The organism is Paraburkholderia sp. UYCP14C (assembly GCF_004197395.1).
Lineage (GTDB): Bacteria > Pseudomonadota > Gammaproteobacteria > Burkholderiales > Burkholderiaceae > Paraburkholderia.
Map to the genome: position 1 here is coordinate 151,714 of NZ_SELS01000002.1, position 19,222 is coordinate 170,935.

Annotated in this window: 14 protein-coding genes; 5 read left to right on the top strand and 9 right to left on the bottom strand. The window is 63.0% G+C overall.

Annotated elements, in window-relative coordinates; genetic code table 11:
- Positions 1–135: 135 nt before the first annotated feature.
- Positions 136–1,392, bottom strand: a complete 1,257-nt coding sequence (locus EVC45_RS02480; protein ID WP_129956453.1) for an integrase arm-type DNA-binding domain-containing protein — start codon at positions 1,390–1,392, stop codon at positions 136–138.
- Between the two features lie 394 nt (positions 1,393–1,786).
- Between EVC45_RS02480 and EVC45_RS02485 the strand changes: the two genes are divergently transcribed.
- Positions 1,787–2,272, top strand: coding sequence for a DUF2147 domain-containing protein (locus EVC45_RS02485; RefSeq protein WP_129956454.1), 486 nt, complete (start codon positions 1,787–1,789; stop codon positions 2,270–2,272).
- Between the two features lie 160 nt (positions 2,273–2,432).
- Here the strand turns inward: EVC45_RS02485 and EVC45_RS02490 are convergent, their stop codons facing one another.
- From EVC45_RS02490 to typA, 6 genes are all read right to left on the bottom strand, one after another.
- Entirely contained in the window at positions 2,433–2,891 is a 459-nt protein-coding gene (locus tag EVC45_RS02490; protein ID WP_129956455.1) for a transposase, read from the bottom strand.
- Between the two features lie 98 nt (positions 2,892–2,989).
- The gene (gene zapE, locus EVC45_RS02495) at positions 2,990–4,087 is read right to left on the bottom strand and encodes a cell division protein ZapE (RefSeq protein WP_129956456.1); all 1,098 of its coding nucleotides are present in this window, start codon (positions 4,085–4,087) and stop codon (positions 2,990–2,992) included.
- 88 nt (positions 4,088–4,175) lie between these two features.
- Positions 4,176–5,606, bottom strand: a complete 1,431-nt coding sequence (gene lpdA / locus EVC45_RS02500) for a dihydrolipoyl dehydrogenase (RefSeq protein WP_129956457.1) — start codon at positions 5,604–5,606, stop codon at positions 4,176–4,178.
- A 137-nt stretch (positions 5,607–5,743) separates the two neighbouring features.
- Positions 5,744–7,015, bottom strand: coding sequence for a 2-oxoglutarate dehydrogenase complex dihydrolipoyllysine-residue succinyltransferase (gene odhB, locus EVC45_RS02505; RefSeq protein ID WP_129956458.1), 1,272 nt, complete (start codon positions 7,013–7,015; stop codon positions 5,744–5,746).
- A gap of 141 nt (positions 7,016–7,156) precedes the next feature.
- A complete protein-coding gene (locus EVC45_RS02510) occupies positions 7,157–10,018 on the bottom strand; it encodes a 2-oxoglutarate dehydrogenase E1 component (protein ID WP_129956459.1) in 2,862 nt (953 codons plus the stop codon).
- A gap of 401 nt (positions 10,019–10,419) precedes the next feature.
- Complete coding sequence (typA, locus tag EVC45_RS02515; RefSeq protein ID WP_129956460.1) at positions 10,420–12,249, bottom strand: translational GTPase TypA; 1,830 nt, start codon at positions 12,247–12,249, stop codon at positions 10,420–10,422.
- 325 nt (positions 12,250–12,574) lie between these two features.
- On the opposite strand from typA, the gene EVC45_RS02520 reads away from it, so the two are divergent.
- From EVC45_RS02520 to EVC45_RS02535, 4 genes are all read left to right on the top strand, one after another.
- Positions 12,575–13,090 carry a MarR family winged helix-turn-helix transcriptional regulator gene (locus EVC45_RS02520; protein WP_129956461.1) on the top strand — a complete coding sequence of 172 codons (516 nt, stop codon included), beginning with the start codon at positions 12,575–12,577 and terminating at the stop codon, positions 13,088–13,090.
- 52 nt (positions 13,091–13,142) lie between these two features.
- Positions 13,143–14,663: an efflux transporter outer membrane subunit gene (locus EVC45_RS02525; protein WP_129956462.1), complete on the top strand. Its 1,521-nt coding sequence runs from the start codon at positions 13,143–13,145 to the stop codon at positions 14,661–14,663.
- An 83-nt stretch (positions 14,664–14,746) separates the two neighbouring features.
- Positions 14,747–15,988, top strand: coding sequence for an EmrA/EmrK family multidrug efflux transporter periplasmic adaptor subunit (locus EVC45_RS02530; RefSeq protein ID WP_129956463.1), 1,242 nt, complete (start codon positions 14,747–14,749; stop codon positions 15,986–15,988).
- 34 nt (positions 15,989–16,022) lie between these two features.
- Entirely contained in the window at positions 16,023–17,585 is a 1,563-nt protein-coding gene (locus EVC45_RS02535) for a DHA2 family efflux MFS transporter permease subunit (RefSeq protein WP_129956464.1), read from the top strand.
- Positions 17,586–17,708: 123 nt separating this feature from the next.
- Here EVC45_RS02535 and truB read toward each other — a convergent pair whose 3' ends face one another.
- Positions 17,709–18,644, bottom strand: a complete 936-nt coding sequence (truB, locus tag EVC45_RS02540; RefSeq protein ID WP_129956465.1) for a tRNA pseudouridine(55) synthase TruB — start codon at positions 18,642–18,644, stop codon at positions 17,709–17,711.
- Between the two features lie 78 nt (positions 18,645–18,722).
- A complete protein-coding gene (rbfA, locus tag EVC45_RS02545) occupies positions 18,723–19,088 on the bottom strand; it encodes a 30S ribosome-binding factor RbfA (protein ID WP_008922231.1) in 366 nt (121 codons plus the stop codon).
- Positions 19,089–19,222 lie beyond the last annotated feature (134 nt).

Consider the following 19,222-nt stretch of genomic DNA (forward strand, 5'->3'; position numbering starts at 1 on the left):
TTTAGCTACCACTGAATCCGGTCTTTCCGGTCCGACTCCAACGTCTTCCGGCTTGGCGCTAATTATCCGGGACTTCAGTGAACAAAATCTAGATGCATCCGTTATAAGCGACGCACGGTTTATGACCGGATGTAATTAAGCCGCCTGCGGTCGGCGCGGCTTCAGCACAGAAACTTTCTCGCTCGCCGCCACCGTGTCGATCAGGTCGGCGTAAAACTGGAGCGCTTCGCGGCGCTCATCTTCCAACTCATGGTGGAAGTAAGCTGCGGATACGCCGCCCTCAGTGTGCGCAAGGAGCAGGTCCACCACATCGCGCCTGTGCTTGCGTTCGAGCAAGATCGTTGCGCCCGTACCGCGCAGACCGTGCGGCGTAAAGTCGGACGGCACGCCTTCGAGCCGCTTGAAGAAGAAAGTCATCGTTGCAGGCGAAGTCGGCACGGCGAGCTTAGATGATGTCGTAAAGACCCAGCGGCCAGCGCCGGTTAGCGCGTATTGGGCGTCGAGCACGGCGACAGCCTGACGGCTCAGGAACACGCGGTGGGGCTTACGCATCTTCGTCCGCTCAGCCGGGATAGTCCAGACGGCCTTGTCCAAGTCGAACTCCGTCCACTCCGCTCTAAGCGCCTCAAGCTTGCGGCAGAGGGTCAGCGCGATTATCCGGGCAGCGGCGATGGTCGAAGGATGGGCCGCGCCGTCCACCTGCCCTGCGACCGCGCGCCAGAACGCGCCAAGCTCCGTTTCGTTGAGGTGGCGGTGATGCTTCGATGGCGGCACCTTGATCGCGCCGCGCAACGCCGCAGCCGGGTTCGCACCGGTCTCCACGCGCAGCGTAAGAATCGCGTGATCGAAGATTTGTTTGATCAGCGCGCGGACCTTTTCAGCAGTGACCGGAATCTTGCTGAGCGTCTGCATGATCTCAAGCACATCATGCGGCCTAACATCGATCAGCGCCTTACGTCCAATCGACGGCCAGACGAAACGCTCTAACAGTGATCGCTGCTTTCGTTGGTAAGCTGGTGCCGCGTCGCCTAGTTGTTCGTTCAACCACTTTTCGGAGAACGCCATGAACAGTCCTTCGTCGGTCGCCGCCGCGCGCTTCTTCTCTTCGCGTTCGGCCTTCTTCGCTGCGGCTGGGTCCACGCCAGCGGCGAGTTGCTGACGGGCGGCGAAGTGCAGTTCACGCGCGGCCTTGATGCCGACTTCGGGGAACTGCCCAAACGTGACCTCTCCGCGCTTACCGGTCGGCGCGGTGTATCCGTAGCACCACGTTCGCGTTCCAGCCGAAGAGACACGAACGAACAGCCCGCCGCCGTCCGTGAGCTTGTACGGCTTCTCTTGGCCGCGCGCGGCGTTGAGCTTCGCTGCCGTGAGTGTGTAGTTAGTTGACCGCATTGTCAGTTCCTTTCGTTTATCTTACTCAGTAAGGTTCCATGGAGAGCCGCCCGCAATCCCCGTTTAAATCCCCGCGTTTTCCCCGCGTTGGAAGCCATTGTAAACGATTTGAAAGCGTTGGAGTTTTTGGCTCAGAAACCTTGTAACGCTTTGATTTTACAGGCGTTTAATGTATTAATCCGGGCAAGCTAACTGGAAGAAATTGGAAGCGGTTGGACGATTAGAAGCTCCACTATCAAACGGCGCGTGCACTTTCGCGTATTCTGCGCTGACGATGCAAACGGCACGCCGCTGGCAGCGTCCCGCATCGAAGGCCAGGTGCCGCACATCCGGCCTCGATGCCCATAATGCCGCGCGACCACGATCGCGCTGTCTCATACCAAGGAGGAAGGCAATGACACAATTCACCCAACGTGCTCGCGCGCTCGCGCTGCGCACGGCTCGTCACGCTGCACTCGCCGGCGCCCTGCTCGCCAGCGCCGTGACCGCGATGGCGCAGACCGAGACGCCGATCGGCACGTGGCAAACCATCGACGATCACACGGGCCAACCGAAGGCGCTCGTGCAGATCACACAAGACGGCAATGGCGAACTGAACGGCAAGGTTATCAAGGGCCTCGGCGCGAACGACCAGCCGGACCGCCGCTGCACCGCATGCACCGACTCGCGCAAGGATCAGCCGGTTCTCGGCATGACCATCATCAACAGCATGAAGAAGGATGGCGACGCGTGGGATCACGGCCAGATTCTCGATCCGGAAAACGGCAAGGTCTACAAGTGCAAGATGCATCTCGAAGATGGCGGCAACAAGCTCGTGGTGCGAGGCTATATTGGCGTCGCGCTACTCGGCCGCTCGCAGACATGGATACGGCAGCAGTGAGGATCGACGTGCGGCGCATGCGTGGCGCCTCGCACGTCGCTTGAAAGAGCGCATCGTGCTGCAACGATGGCGCGCCCGGCACCGGGAGGTGCAAGATAAAAAACGGCCGGCGATTACGAATCGCGCGGCCGTTTTCATTGTGGCGAGCTCTTTGTGATGGTCATGCCGCCTGCTTGAACGATGCAGCATAAGCGAACGCCGACGCGGGCACCGACGTGGCCGGTGCCGGATTGTATACGGCGGGCGGAACACGAAACGCCGCGGGCGCGCGCGGTGCTGCGGCGCGCTTGGGCTGCGCGCTCGCATGCGTGCGCATACGCGCTTCCATCAATCTGCAGAGATCCTCACTCGCGGTGCCGAGCAGTTGCTCCGTGACGTGCTTGAGTACGCCCGATTCGTGCCACGACATGAAGCGACGATGACAGGTCTGATACGACGGATAGCGGCGCGGCATGGCGGACCAGGTGGAGCCGCTATACATGACCCAAAGCACGCCGTTGAGCACCGAGCGGGTATTGGCAAGCGGACGCCCACGCATTTCGGTACGAGGCCGGAGTTCGGGCAGCAGTGGCGCAACGCGCTGCCATTCTTCATCGGTGATTTCGCGATACGGGTTCATGCTTCCTCCTTTGTCAGAACAACGACAAAAGATAGCTAGTCATCCGTGCGCGGCATATAAGACCACTCCGAATCCTGAAATGTGTCGCCCGTCGAGGCTCAGGTCAACGACGTGTCGACGATCCGGCGCGGCGTGTCGAGATACTCCTTCGACTGCATCTCGACGATGCGCGACACCGTACGCGTGAATTCGTTGGCCATCGGACCATCGACGTACAACTGCTCCGGCGGCACCTCAGCCGATATCAGCAGCTTGACCTTGTGGTCGTAGAACACGTCGATCAGCCATGTGAAGCGGCGCGCTTCCGACGCCATGCGCACCGACATCTGCGGCACGTCCGACAGGATCACCGCGTGAAAGCGGGTCGCGAGTTCGAGGTAGTCGTTCTGCGAGCGCGGGCCGCCGCACAACGTGGCGAAGTCGAACCAGACGACGCCGTCCGCGCGGCGCAGCGCCTTCAGCTCGCGCTTCTCGATATGCAGCAGCGGGCTTTCGTCGGGTACCGCGGCGAGGCGCGCGAAGGCGTCGCGTAGCGCCTTGCCGGCGGCGGCGTCCAGCGGCGTGTGATAGACCTCCACCTGCGCGAGCGTGCGCTGGCGGTAGTCGATCCCCGCGTCGACGTTGATCACGTCGAGCTTCTGCTTGATCAGCTCGATCGCGGGCAGCATGCGGTCGCGATGCAGGCCGTCCGGATACAGCGTATCCGGCGCGTAGTTGGAGGTCATCACGAACTGCACGCCGCTCTCGAAGAGCTTGTCGAGCAGTCGATACAGAATCATCGCGTCGGCGATATCCGACACGTGGAATTCGTCGAAACAGATCAGCCGATAGCGCTTCGCGATGCGGCGCGCGAGTTCGTCGAGCGGATCGGCCGTGCCTTTGAGTTCTTCGAGCTCGCGATGCACTTCGCGCATGAACTCGTGGAAATGCAGGCGCGTTTTTCGATGCAACGGCACGATCATGTAGAAGCTGTCCATCAGGAAGCTCTTGCCGCGGCCTACGCCGCCCCACATGTACACGCCGCGCGGCAGATCCGGGTGAATCAGCAGCTTCTTGAACGCGTTCGAGCGGCGCGACTTGTATTCGCTCCACTCTTCGTAGCACCGCTGCAGGCGGTCGACCGCCGCACGCTGCGCCGGATCGGATTGATAACCGCGTGTCTGCAGTTCTTTTTCGTAGTATTCGGTGACGTTCATCGTGTTGCTGCAAAAAGAAAGGCGGGAGGGAGTGAACCCCGCCCGCCTTTGGTGATGCCAAGATTGCGTTTCGGTCAGGCGTGCGTGCTTACATGTTCAGCGCGCGCTTGTCGACGGCGAGTGCCGCTTCGCGCATGACTTCCGACAGCGACGGGTGCGGATGGCAAATACGGCCGATGTCTTCCGACGCCGCCTTGAACTCCATCGCCACCACGGCTTCCGCGATCAGGTCCGATGCGTTCGCCGAGATGATGTGCACGCCGAGCAGTTCGTCGGTCTTCGCGTCGGCGATCATCTTGACGAAACCGTCCGCCTTGTTGATGCCGAGCGCGCGGCCGTTCGCCATGAACGGGAACTGGCCGGACTTGATCTCGCGGCCTTCGGCCTTCAACTGCTGCTCGGTCTTGCCGACCCACGCGATTTCCGGCTCGGTGTAGATCACCCACGGAACGCAGTTGTAGTCGATGTGCGGCTTCTGGCCGTCGATCACTTCCGCGACCATCACGCCTTCGTCTTCAGCCTTGTGCGCGAGCATTGGGCCACGCACCACGTCGCCGATCGCGTACACGTTCGGCACGGCCGTCGCGCAGTGGTCGTCCACGTCGATGAAGCCGCGCTCGTTGGCCTTCAGGCCGATCGATTCGAGACCGAGGTTGTCGGTGTTCGGCACGCGGCCGACCGACACGATCAGGCGGTCGGCTTCGAGCGTCTGCGCATTGCCGTCCTTGTCCGTGTAGGCGATCGTCACGCCGTTCGCGCTCGTCTTCACTTCGCCGACCTTCACGCCGACGTGGATGTCGAGACCCTGCTTCTTGAACTGCTTGGCCGCTTCCTTCGACAGCGCCTGGTCAGCCGCGCCGAGGAATTCCGGCAGCGCTTCGAGCACGGTCACGTCGGCGCCGAGGCGGCGCCACACCGAACCGAGTTCCAGACCGATCACGCCCGCGCCGATTACGGCGAGCTTCTTCGGTGCCGTGTCGAACGAGAGTGCGCCTTCGTTGTCGGCGATCAGCTTGTTGTCGACCGGAATACCCGGCAGATGACGCGCCTTCGAACCCGTCGCGATGATCACGTTCTTTGCGGTGACGACTTCGGTTTCGCCTTCGCCGCTCACTTCGATCTGCACGCCGGCGTCGGTTTTGCCGGTGAACTTGCCATGGCCCTTGAGCCACGTGATCTTGTTCTTGCGGAACAGGAATTCGATGCCCTTGGTCATCTTCTCGACGATGCCGTCCTTGCGGGACATCATCTTCGAGATATCGACCGACACGTCGCCCACCGAGATGCCGTGGTCGGCGAGGTGATGCGACGCGTTTTCAAACTCTTCCGACGACGCGAGCAGCGCCTTCGACGGAATGCAGCCGACGTTCAGGCAGGTGCCGCCGAGCTTCAGCGCGCCGGCCGGGTTCTTCCACTTTTCGATACATGCGACGGTCTTGCCGAGCTGCGCTGCGCGGATGGCGGCGATATAACCGCCAGGGCCTGCGCCGATCACGACGACGTCAAATTCTTTGGACATGACAATCCCTTTGATGGCGGAACGGCGCCGGGCCACCTGACGTGACGCGCGCCGTTCCTGTACTGCGAAATGCTAAAGACGTACCGACTAGATGGCGCCGGCTTGCGATTTCACAAGCCGGCGCGCTCCGAGGATGCTTACAGGTCGAGCAGCAGGCGAGCCGGATCTTCCAGCGCGTCCTTCATGGCGACCAGCGACAGCACGGCTTCGCGGCCGTCGATGATGCGGTGGTCGTACGACAGCGCGAGGTAGTTCATCGGGCGGATCACGATCTGGCCGTTTTCGACCACAGCGCGTTCCTTGGTGGCGTGCACGCCGAGAATCGCGGACTGCGGCGGGTTGATGATCGGGGTCGACAGCATCGAGCCGAACACGCCGCCGTTCGAGATCGAGAACGTACCGCCGGTCATTTCTTCGATCGACAGCTTGCCGTCCTTCGCCTTCTGACCGAATTCGGCGATTTTCTTCTCGATGTCGGCGAGGCTCAGCTGATCCGCATTGCGCAGGATCGGCACCACCAGACCGCGCGGCGAACCGACGGCGATACCGATGTCGAAGTAGCCGTGATAGACGATGTCATTACCGTCGATCGACGCGTTCACGAGCGGGAACTTCTTCAGCGCGTGAACCGCAGCCTTCACGAAGAACGACATGAAGCCGAGCTTCACGCCGTGTTCCTTCTCGAACCTGTCCTTGTACTTGTTGCGCAGATCCATGACCGGCGCCATGTTCACTTCGTTGAACGTCGTGAGGATGGCGTTGGTCTGCTGCGACTCGAGCAGACGCTCGGCAATACGTGCGCGCAGACGCGACATCGGTACGCGCTGTTCCGGACGGTCCTTCAGCCACTGGTCGGCCGATGCCGGAGCCTTGACGTCCGGCAGCGACGGCTTCGCAGCCTTCGGAGCGGCAGCCGGAGCCGGTGCGGCCTTGGCAGCGGGAGCGCCGGCGGAGAGCACGTCGCCCTTCGTGATGCGGCCGTCGCGGCCCGTGCCGGCGACGTCGCCAGCAGCCAGCCCCTTCTCGGCCATCAGCTTGCCGGCAGCCGGCGAAGCAGCGGTGTTCGAGCCCGTTGCGGCAGCAGCCTGAGCAGCGGCCGGCGCGGCAGCCGCAGCCGCGACCGGAGCCGGCTTCACTTCGGCTTCGACAGCGGCGGCGCCTGCGGTGCCTTCGGTGTCGATCTTCGCGATCACCTGATCAGCCGTGACCGTGTCGCCATCGTTCGAGATGACTTGCGCGAGCACGCCTGCTGCCGGTGCCGGCACTTCGAGCACGACCTTGTCGGTCTCGATTTCGATGAGGATTTCGTCCTGAGCGACAGCCTCGCCGGGCTTCTTCTTCCACTGCAGCATGGTCGCTTCCGAGACCGACTCGGAGAGCTGGGGAACCTTGACTTCAACAATAGCCATTATGAGTATCCTGAATACGTATCGGGTGACGGCGCTTCTTCACGACCGCCTGCGAACCGGGAGCGCCGCGCCTGAACTACATGGGAAAGGTTCGGCGCGGCGCGGGAAAGCGCACTGCGCTTTCCCGGCTCGTCTGTTTCTTTACTTAGCGATCGACGCGCTCTTGAGGCGGCCGAAAGCGCCTTCGATCAGCGCCTTCTGCTGCTCGTAGTGCTTTGCGTAGTAGCCGACTGCAGGCGAAGCCGAAGCCGGACGGCCGCTGTACGCCAGCTTCTGCCCTTCCTTCATGCCTTCCTTCAGGTGGTGCTCGATGTAGAACCACGGGCCCTGATTCTGCGGCTCGTCCTGCACCCACACCACTTCGGTCGCGTTGTCGTACTTCTTCATTTCCGCTTCGAACTGCTTGTGCGCGAACGGATAGAGCTGTTCGATACGGATGATCGCGACGTCGTTCACCTTCGCTTCACGGCGATGCGCGACCAGATCGAAGTACACGCGGCCCGAGCAGGCGATCACGCGCTTGACCTTCTTCGCGTCGATGGCTTCGTCCACTTCGCCGATGACCGGCTGGAACGAACCCTTCGCGAGTTCCGACAGATCCGACACGGCTTCCTTGTGACGCAGCAGCGACTTCGGCGTGAAGACGATCAGCGGCTTGCGGAACAGGCGGATCATCTGGCGACGCAGGAGGTGGAAGACCTGCGCCGGCGTGGTCGGCTGAACGACCTGCATGTTGTGGTCTGCGCACAGTTGCAGGAAACGCTCGATACGCGCCGACGAGTGCTCCGGACCCTGGCCTTCGTAGCCGTGCGGCAGCAGCATGGTCAGGCCCGACACGCGGCCCCACTTCACTTCGCCCGACGAGATGAACTGGTCGATCACGACCTGCGCGCCGTTCACGAAGTCGCCGAACTGCGCTTCCCACGCGACGAACGTGTTCGGTTCAGCGGTCGAGTAACCGTATTCGAAGCCGAGCACCGCTTCTTCCGACAGCACCGAGTCGATCACCGTGAACTTCGCCTGACCTTCGGCGATGTTCTGCAGCGGCACGTAGGTGCCGTCGTTCCAGCGCTCGCGGTTCTGGTCGTGCAGCACCGCGTGACGGTGCGTGAACGTGCCGCGGCCCGAATCCTGACCGGTCAGGCGCACTGCATAACCGGACGCGACCAGCGATGCGAACGCGAGGTGCTCGCCCATGCCCCAGTCGAGCTTCGCTTCGCCGCGGCCCATGGCGCGACGGTCGTTGATCACGCGCTCGACGAGCGGGTGAACCTTGAAGTTTTCCGGAACCGTGGTGATGCGCTCGGCGAGGCGCTTCAGTTCGGCGAGCGGCACGGCCGTGTCGGCTGCGTCGGTCCATTTGCGGTTCAGGAACGGCACCCAGTCCACCGCGTACTTGCTCTTGTAGTTCGACAGCACCGGATCGACCGTGTGATGGCCTTCGTCCATCGCCTTGCGGAAGGCCTTGACGAATTCGTCGCCTTCGTCGGACTTGATGACGCCCTGCTGCACAAGCTTTTCAGCGTACAGCGCGCGCGTGCCCGGGTGCTTCGAGATCGTCTTGTACATCAGCGGCTGCGTGACGGCCGGGGTGTCCTGCTCGTTGTGGCCCAGCTTGCGGAAGCAGACGATGTCGACGACGACGTCCTTATGGAACTGCATGCGGAAGTCGATCGCCATCTGGATGGCCAGCACGACCGCCTCGGGATCATCACCGTTCACGTGCAGCACCGGCGCTTCGATCATCTTGACGACGTCCGAGCAGTACAACGTGGAGCGCGAGTCGCGCGGGTCCGACGTCGTGAAGCCGATCTGGTTGTTGATGACGATGTGCAGCGTGCCGTGCGTGCCGTAACCGCGCGTTTGCGCGAGGTTCAGCGTTTCCATCACGACGCCCTGGCCAGCGAAGGCCGCGTCGCCATGGATCTGCACCGGCAGCACCTGGATGCCGTTTTCGTCGCCGCGGCGGTCCATACGCGCCTTAGCCGAACCCTCGACCACCGGGTTGACGATTTCGAGGTGCGACGGGTTGAACGCGAGCGACAGGTGAACCGGGCCGCCTTCGGTCGCGACGTCCGACGAGAAGCCCTTGTGGTACTTCACGTCGCCAGCCGGCAGATCGTCGACGTGCTTGCCTTCGAATTCGGCGAACAGGTCAGCCGGCATCTTGCCGAGGGTGTTGACCAGCACGTTCAGACGGCCGCGGTGAGCCATCGCGATGACGATTTCCTGAACGCCGCGCAGACCGCCGTGACGCACGACTTCGTCCATCGCCGCGATGAAGCTCTCGCCGCCTTCGAGCGAGAAGCGCTTCTGGCCGACGTACTTGGTGTGCAGGAAACGCTCGAGGCCTTCGGCGGCCGTCAGGCGGTTCAGGATGTGCTTCTTCTTGTCGTTGCTGAAGCTCGGCGTCGAACGGATCGATTCGAGCCGCTCCTTCCACCAGCGCTTCTGTTCCGGATCGCTGATGTACATGTACTCGGCGCCGATCGTGCCGCAGTACGTGTCGCGCAGGGCTTTGACGATCTCGCGCAGCGTCGCGCGCTCGAACCCGAAGTACAGATTCGTTGCGCTGAACTCCTGGTCCATGTCGGCTTCGGTGAAGTCGTAGAACGCGGGTTCAAGTTCGGGGATCGCGGGACGTTCGCGGCGCTTCAGAGGATCGAGATTGGCCCATTGCGAGCCGAGGAAGCGATATGCGCCGATGAGGGACTGGACGTAGACCTGTTTGCGGGCGGTTGCGAGATCTTCGCCGCCGGCCGTTGCGCGCGGCAGGAAGGCATTGGCCTTGGCGCGCTGGGCAAACGATTCGACGATCGGGCCGTGGGCCACGTCGTTGGCGTTGCTGCCATCCGATGCGGGCACGTTTTGCAACGCATCGAAATAGCTGCGCCAGGTCTCGGGCACTGACGCCGGATTATCGAGATACGCTTCGTACATTTCTTCAACGTACGGAGCATTGCCGCCGAACAGATAAGAGTTCGACTGGAATTGCTTCATCATTTTTACGCTCACCTTTCTTCGAGCTTCTCGAGAAATAGCGGGTTACAGAACCTTCCGCGACACGGCCTGACCGTTTAGCGGATTGCGCGAATCAAGTCTTGCTTGGAAGGACCTAAAACTTTGCACCCGGGAGCATAGCACAGAACGAATAGTCCAGATAGCGGACTGCACACGCGCAAAGCCTGTGATGGCGGGCGTTTCGCGGGTTGCTGGGCACCTCTTCACAGCGTGCAACAGTGTTCTGTAGGAAATGAAGGAGTACGGCACATAGGTGTGCTCACGTGCACTGCCCCGTCAGGAGCAGACATGATGCGGCGCGACAAATTTTGATGCGCCAAAAACAAGGAAGCCACCCGAAGGTGGCTTCTGTTTCCCGCTATCCGGACAGGTTCGAGTCCTGCTTACTCGCCCGCAACCTTGTTGCGGCTGGCGCTGCGGCGCTCGTGTTCCTTCAGGTAGCGCTTGCGCAGACGGATCGACTTCGGCGTGACTTCGACCAGTTCGTCGTCGTCGATGAATTCGACCGCGTATTCGAGCGACAGTTGAACCGGCGGCACGAGACGCACGGCTTCGTCGGTACCCGACGCGCGCACGTTCGTGAGCTGCTTGCCCTTGATCGGGTTCACGACGAGGTCGTTGTCGCGGCTGTGAATGCCGATGATCATGCCTTCATACAGCGCTTCGCCGGGCGATACGAACATGCGGCCGCGATCCTGCAGCTTCCACAGTGCGTACGCGACTGCCGCGCCATCGTCCTGCGAGATCAGCACGCCGTTGCGACGCTCGCCGACCGCGCCTTCCTTGACCGGCTGGTACGAATCGAACGTGTGGCTCATCAGACCCGTACCGCGCGTGAGCGTTAGGAATTCCGACTGGAAGCCGATCAGACCACGTGCCGAAATACGGTACTCGAGACGCGTACGGCCACGGCCGTCCGACGCCATGTCGAGCATTTCGCCCTTGCGGCGGCCGAGCTCTTCCATCACGCCGCCCTGGTGCGTGTCTTCCATGTCGACCGTCAGGTTTTCGTACGGCTCGTGCTTCTCACCGTCGACTTCCTGCATCACGACGCGCGGACGCGACACGGCCAGCTCGTAGCCTTCGCGACGCATGTTTTCGACCAGAATGGTCAGGTGCAGTTCGCCGCGCCCCGCCACTTCGAAGGTGGTTTCGTCGCCGGTATCGCGCACGCGCAGCGCGACGTTGTGATTCAGTTCCTTCATCAGGCGGTCGCGAATCTGACGGCTGGTGACGAACTTGCCTTCGCGGCCCGCGAGCGGCGACGAATTGACGAGGAAGTTCATCGTCAGCGTGGGTTCGTCGACGGTGATCATCGGCAGCGCTTCCGGCTGTTCCGGCGAGCAGATCGTCACGCCGATGCCAACTTCCTCGATACCGTTGATCAGCACGATGTCGCCCGCTTCAGCCGAGTCGACCTGCACGCGGTCGAGGCCCTTGAACGACAGCACCTGGTTGATCTTGCGATTGAGGATTTCGCCATCCGGACCCGAGCGCACCGCGACGGCCATGCCCGGCTTGATGCGACCGCGCGTGATACGGCCAATGCCGATACGGCCGACGTACGACGAGTAGTCGAGCGACGTGATCTGCAGTTGCAGCGGACCTTCCGGATCGGCGGGGCGCACCGGCACGTGCTGGAGGATCGCCTCGAACAGCGGACGCATGTCGCCGTCGCGCACATCAGGCGTGAGACCCGCGAAGCCGTTCAGGCCCGACGCGTAGACGATCGGGAAGTCGAGCTGCTCTTCGCTTGCGCCGAGCTTGTCGAACAGGTCGAAGGTCTGGTTGATCACCCAGTCGATCCGCGCACCCGGACGGTCGACCTTGTTGACCACGACGATCGGCTTCAGGCCGAGCGCGAGCGCCTTCTTCGTGACGAAGCGGGTTTGCGGCATCGGGCCTTCCACCGCGTCGACGAGCAGCAGCACCGAGTCGACCATCGACAGCACGCGCTCCACTTCGCCGCCGAAGTCGGCGTGTCCCGGCGTGTCGACGATGTTGATATGCGTACCTTCGTACTCCACCGCGCAGTTCTTCGACAGGATCGTGATGCCGCGCTCTTTTTCGATGTCGTTCGAGTCCATCACGCGCTCGGCGATCTGCTGGTTCTCGCGGAACGTGGCGGTCTGACGGAGGAGCTGGTCGACGAGCGTGGTCTTGCCGTGGTCGACGTGAGCAATGATGGCGATGTTGCGTAGGGCGCGGGTCATAGGGAACCTGAAGACGGTTGAGTGCGCCGCTTGCTTATGCTGCTGGTTGAAGAGCCGAACCACGACAACAAGCCCAAAGCGCACTTTTGGGAACCCAAAATTATAGCACGCGCGGATGATCCTTTCTGGTATTCACCGATAGACCGTGCCCTCACCCCAGCTTCACGGGCTACGCGAACCCCGTCTGGCCCCACCCTACGCCAATCCGTACGGCTTGTTGCTTGAGCGCGAAATAATCCTTGCCTAAGCTGTATTAACGCTTGTCGTGTCAATCAACAGCCAGCTATACTAATGCCTAGTCAACCATTGCATTCGCACGAGAATCATGACGGAACCGTCCAACGAACCCACGCCGGACATCTGCGAGTACCAGCTCGGCGAAAGCGTCGGTTATCTCATCTCGCGGGTAAAGTCGACGCTGTCGAACCTGGTTACGCAGCGCAGCATGGCCGAACTCGGCATCACCAGCCAGCAAGGCAGCATCCTCTTCATGGTGGCAAGCGGCAAATGTCTGCTCGCGGCCGAGTTGGCGCGTGAATACGGTATCGACGCAAGCGCCGTCACGCGCCTGATCGACCGTCTCGAAAAGCGCGGCCTGCTCACCCGGGTTCGCAGCAACGAAGACCGGCGCGTCGTGCGCCTCGCGTTGACGCCGGAAGGCCATGCGATCGCGGCCCGCATGCCGGCCATCTTCAATGGCGTGCTTGATAGCCTGCTGAACGGGTTCACCCCGGAGGAAGTGGGCTTCCTGAAGAGCATGCTGCGCCGCGTGCTCGTCAATTCCGGCGAACACACGGGACTTTCCCGCGATGCCGCAGGCCAGCCCGATAGCAAATCGTAATAGCTTGCTTGCTGCGTCCACCAATACATTCCACTCAAAGAAGAGTCGAGCGATGAAATCCCTTTCCCTGTCCGCGCCCGCGATGTCGAGCCGGGCCGCTGTCGCCGCCGCGGTGACGGCGCTCGCCCTCACGGGGTGCGCGAACTACTTCGGCGTCAAAAGCGACAAGCAGATCGCCTCGCCGACGCAGTACGAGTCGACGCAGAGTCTGCCCAACGAGGGCGGACAATGGCCATCGCTCGACTGGGCCAACCAGTTCGGCGACCCGCAACTGCCGAAGCTGATCGCCGAAGCGCTCGAGGGCAGCCCGTCGATCGCGCAGGCGCAGGCGCGGCTCGCGAAGGCTTCGTCGTATATCGAAAGCTCGCGCGCAGCGCTGTTCCCAAAGGCCGAACTCAGCTATTCGTGGACCCGCGAGCTCTACTCGGCGAACGCCCTCTTCCCGCCTCCGTTCGGCGGCACCTGGTATAGCGAGAACAACGTGCTCGCGAGCGCATCCTGGGATCTCGATCTGTGGGGCAAGAACCGTCAGCGGCTCGGCCAGGCCGTGTCGCAGCAGAAGGCCGCCGAGGCCGACATGCAGCAGGCACGCGTGACGCTCGCCGCGTCGGTTGCAAGCACCTACAACCAGCTCGCGCAGTTGTATGCGTTCCGCGACATCGCCGCGCGTGAGATCGCAAACCGCCAGGACGTCGGCCGCATCACCAACGACCGCGTGACGGCCGGCCTCGACACCAACGTCGAGAAGCAAACCGCCGCCGGCAACATCGCGACGAGCCAGTCGAACCTGACCGACCTCGACGGCCAGATCACCGTCGTGCGCTACCAGTTGGGCGCGCTGCTCGGCAAAGGCCCGGACCGCGGCCTGCAGATCGACAAGCCGGTGCTGACCGGCGGCGACGTGGTCGCGTTGCCGGACAACATCCCGGCCGACCTCGTGGCGCGCCGCGCCGACATCGTCGCCGCGCGCTGGCAGGTCGAAGCCGCGATGCACGACGTGAAGGAAGCGAAGGCCGAGTTCTACCCGGACGTGAATCTCGCGGCCGGCTTCGGTTTCGACGCGTTCGGCTGGGGCCGTTTCCTGACCGCTTCGAGCCGTCAGATCCAGTTCGGCCCGGCGATCCATCTGCCGATCTTCGACGCCGGCGCGTTGCGCGCGCAACTGAAGGGCCGCTACGCCGACTTCGAGGGCGACGTCGCGAACTACAACCAGACGCTGATCAACGCGCTGCAGGACGTGTCGACACAGGTGTCGTCAATCCGCTCGATCGACCGTCAGGAGGGCGACGCCCAGCGCGCGCTCGACGCGTCGAGCAAGGCGTACCAGCTCGCCGTGATCCGCTACAAGGCCGGCCTGTCGCCGCAGCTGCAGGTGCTCACCGCCGACGAGAACCGCCTTGCCGCCGAGCAGACGGTCACAGGTCTGCAGATGCGCCGCCGCAGTCTGCAGATCGGTCTGATCAAGGCACTGGGCGGCGGCTTCGACGCGACCCGGACCGGTCTCGTCGTGCCGACCGATGCGCCCGCATCGGCCAGCGCCGCGAACCACGCCACGAGCACTGCCGCGAACTGAGCGAGCCCGCCCGCGCCAACGCACACGCATACACACGAACACCCGAATAAACGACGACGTTCAAAAGAACCCGGAGCACATCAATGAGCACCCCCCAGCAGCCCGCCACTCCGCCGCAAGCGGCGAACAACGGCAAACGCAAGCGCATGATGACGCTGCTCGTCATCGTGATCCTGATTGCCGCGGTCGCGTATGGCCTGTACTACTTCCTCGTCGCGCGCTTCCATGAAGACACCGACGACGCCTACGTGAGCGGCAACGTCGTGCAGATCACGCCGCAGGTGACCGGCACCGTGATCGCCGTCAACGCGGACGACACCCAGGTCGTCAAGGCCGGCGACCCGCTCGTCGTGCTCGACCCGGCCGACGCGCGCGTCGCGCTCGAACAGGCCGAGGCCAATCTCGCGCAGGTGGTGCGCCAGGTGCGCGGCCTGTTCGCCGACGACAGCCAGTATGAAGCGCGGGTCGCGGCGAGCCAGGCCGACCTGTCGCGTGCCCAGGACGACCTGAAGCGCCGTATGACGGTCGCGCAGACCGGCGCGGTATCGCAGGAAGAAATCTCGCACGCACGCGACGCCGTGAAGAGCGCACAGGCCGCGCTCGACGCCGCCAAGCAGCAACTCGCGGCGAACCGAGCGCTGACGGCGAACACCACGATCGCCGATCACCCGAACGTGCAGGCCGCCGCCGCGAAGCTGCGCGACGCGTATCTGAACCACGCTCGCAATACGCTGCCCGCACCGGTCACCGGCTATGTCGCGAAGCGCTCGGTGCAAGTCGGCCAGCGCGTATCACCGGGCACGCCGCTGATGGCGATCGTGCCGCTGCATGACGTGTGGGTCGACGCGAACTTCAAGGAAGTGCAACTGAAGCACATGCGCATCGGCCAGCCGGTCGAACTGACGGCCGACGTCTACGGCTCGTCGGTGCCGTATCACGGCAAGGTGGTCGGCTTCTCGGCCGGCACGGGTTCGGCGTTCTCGCTGCTGCCCGCGCAGAATGCGACCGGCAACTGGATCAAGGTCGTGCAGCGTCTGCCGGTGCGTATTTCGCTGGATCCGCAGGAACTCGAGAAGCATCCGCTGCGTATCGGTCTGTCGATGCAGGCCGACGTGAACATCAAGGACGACACCGGTGGCCAGCTCGGCCAGGCGCCGACCACGGCTTACCAGACCAACGTCTTTGACAAGTACGGCGCGGAGGCCGACGCGGAAATCGCCCGCATCATTTCGGAAAACGCCGGCGCGAACGCGAACGGCGGCGCGCAGAAATCGAACGCGGCGAGCGCCGCGGCGGCCGCGAAACCGGCGGCGCATAAGAGCTAAGGCTCGGCCCGACGATTCATAGAAGGCTCTTTTAATGGCTCAGGCTCAGGCGCAAGTCCCTCACCCGCCACTCGAGGGCGCGCAACTGGTGATCGGCACCATCGCGGTGTCGCTCGCCGTGTTCATGAACGTGCTCGACACGTCGATCGCGAACGTGTCGATTCCGTCAATTTCGGGCGACCTCGGCGTATCGTCAGACCAGGGCACGTGGGTGATCACGTCGTTCGCGGTGGCCAACGCGATCTCGGTGCCGCTGACCGGCTGGCTCACCGACCGCATCGGCCAGGTGCGGCTGTTCATGGCGTCGATCGTGCTGTTCGTGCTGTCGTCGTGGATGTGCGGACTGTCGCCGAACCTGCCGTTCCTGCTCGCGTCGCGCGTGCTGCAAGGCGCGGTGGCCGGGCCGATGATCCCCCTGTCGCAGACGCTGCTGCTCGCAAGCTACCCGCGCGCGAAGGCGCCGATGGCGCTATCGATGTGGGCGATGACCACGCTGATCGCGCCGGTTGCCGGTCCGATTCTCGGCGGCTGGATTTCCGACAACATCTCGTGGCCGTGGATTTTCTACGTCAATATTCCGGTCGGCGCGATCGCGGCCGCCGCGACATGGATGATCTTCCGCAACCGCGATTCGGTCATCAGGAAGGCGCCAATCGACGGCGTCGGTCTTGGTCTTCTGATCGTCTGGGTCGGCTCGCTCCAGGTGATGCTCGACAAGGGCAAGGACCTCGACTGGTTCTCGTCGACGACGGTCGTCGTGCTCGCACTCGTCGCGGTGATCGCGCTCGCGTTCTTCATCGTGTGGGAGCTGACGGCCGAGCATCCTGTGGTCGACCTGTCGCTGTTCAGCCGGCGAAATTTCAGCGGCGGCACGATCGCCCTGTCGATCGGCTATGGCCTTTACTTCGGCAATCTCGTGCTGCTGCCGCTGTGGCTGCAGACCGATATCGGCTACACGGCGACCGAAGCCGGACTGGTGATGGCACCCGTCGGTGTGTTCGCGATCCTGTTGTCGCCGCTGACCGGCAAGGTGCTGCCGCGCACCGATCCGCGCTATATCGCGACGCTGTCGTTCCTGATTTTCGCGTTGTGTTTCTGGATGCGCTCGCGTTATACGACGGGCGTCGATACGTACTCGCTGATGCTGCCCACGCTGATTCAGGGCATCGGCATGGCGGGCTTCTTCATTCCGCTCGTGTCGATCACGCTGTCGGGCTTGCCGGGCCATCGAATTCCGGCGGCCTCGGGGCTGTCGAACTTCGTACGGATCATGTGCGGCGGTATCGGCACGTCGATCTTCCAGACCGCATGGGATCACCGCACGATCATGCATCACGCGCAACTGACCGAACAGGCGAATGCTTACAACCCGGCGTTTGGTCAATCGATTCATCAGATGGGCGCGGCAGGCCTGGATCAGCAGCAGACCTATGGTCTCTTCAACACCATGGTCACGCAGCAGGCCGCGCAGCTCGGCGTGAACGATCTATTCTTCATTTCGGCCGGTATTTTTGTCGCGCTGATCGCGCTGATCTGGATCACGCGGCCGGAACGGGCAGGCGGCGATGCGGGGGCGGCAGCGGCCGCGGCGCACTGAGCGCATAGTTGGCGGTGTTGCTTTGGTTCGACATCGCTACACCCGATGGCATGAAAAAGCGGGATCGCTCGATAGCGATCCCGCTTTTTCATTGTCCGCGCCGGACTGGCAAAACGGCAACGCCTAGCTCTCCGTCGTGACGATCAGACGTTCGGGTGCAAGCACGCCTTCGCCCGGTTTCGCGACTCCGAGAAGCCGCCCCTGCGCCGAATATACCCGCACGCGCGGGGCACTCATTGCGTCGGCGGCGATCGTCAACGACGACAGCTTAAGACGCTGGCCGTGCAGGAAGCGGCGCGTGTCGTCATCGTTGAGACAAACCTGCGGGAACGTCGACAGCAACGCGTCGACCGGTTGCAGCCATGCGTCGCGTTCGGACTGGGTCGCATCGGACAACGCGTCGAGCGTGACCGAATGTTCGAGCGTCAGCGCACCGACGCCCGTGCGCCGCAGCGCGACCAGATGCGCGCCGCAGCCGAGCGTCTCGCCGATATCCTCGGCAAGCGTGCGCACATACGTGCCCTTGCTGCACGTCACGCGAAACGTCACATCGGGCAACGCGCACGCAAGCAGCTCGAGCGTGTGAATCGTCACCTGCCGCCCTTCCCGCTCGACCGTCTGTCCGGCGCGCGCGTATTCGTACAGCGGCTTGCCGTCGCGCTTGAGGGCCGAGTACATCGGCGGAATCTGGACGATCTCGCCGACGAATCTCGGCAAGGCCGCCCGCACCGCCGCTTCGTCACAGTCGACGGCGCGGACGTCGAGCGCCTCGCCTTCGGCATCGCCGGTCGTCGTGCGGATGCCGAGGCGCATCGTCGCCTCGTAAGTCTTGTCGGCTTCGAGCAGATCTTGCGAGAACTTGGTGGCCTCGCCGAAACACAGCGGCAACAGGCCGGTTGCGAGCGGGTCGAGCGTGCCGGTGTGGCCCGCCTTTTTCGCCAGATAGAGACGTTTCACGCGAACCAGCGCGTCGTTGCTCGACAGGCCGAGCGGCTTGTCGAGCAACAGCACGCCGTCGAGCGCGCGACGCGGCACGCGGGGGCGTTGGGGTGCGGTCATGTCGAGTGAGGCAGATCGTTCTGGAATTGCGAAAGACGGCGCCGTGCGCTACATGGAACGCCACGGCATGGCAGATGCTCAGTCGTCTTTCGCGCGCGTGGAATTTGCCTCGTCGATCAGACGCGACATCTCGACGGCGCGCTCGATCGTCTTGTCGTAGTGGAAATGCAGCGTCGGCACCGTATGGATATGCAGGCGCTTGAACAGCAGATTGCGCAGATGGCCGGCCGCGTGCGTCAGCGCTTCGAGCGTCTGCTGCGGGTCGCCGGTCAGCGTCGTGAAGTAGACCTTCGCGTGCGCGTAGTCGGGCGTCAGCTCGACGCTCTGGAACGTGACGATGCCGATGCGCGGATCTTTGACCTCGCGCAGCAGCTCGGCCAGGTCGCGCTGGATCTGATCGGCGATCTGCACGTTGCGATTGGGAGTAGTACGTTTCTTAGGCATGGTGTTGTGTGCTCCGCTATGACGGATGCAAAAAATGGTTCGCGCGAGCCGTGTTTGTTATCCATTCGATACGACGGCGTCGCGATCGTCGCGGCCTGTGAGGGCCGATTCACGACGAACGCGGCAACGAAGCC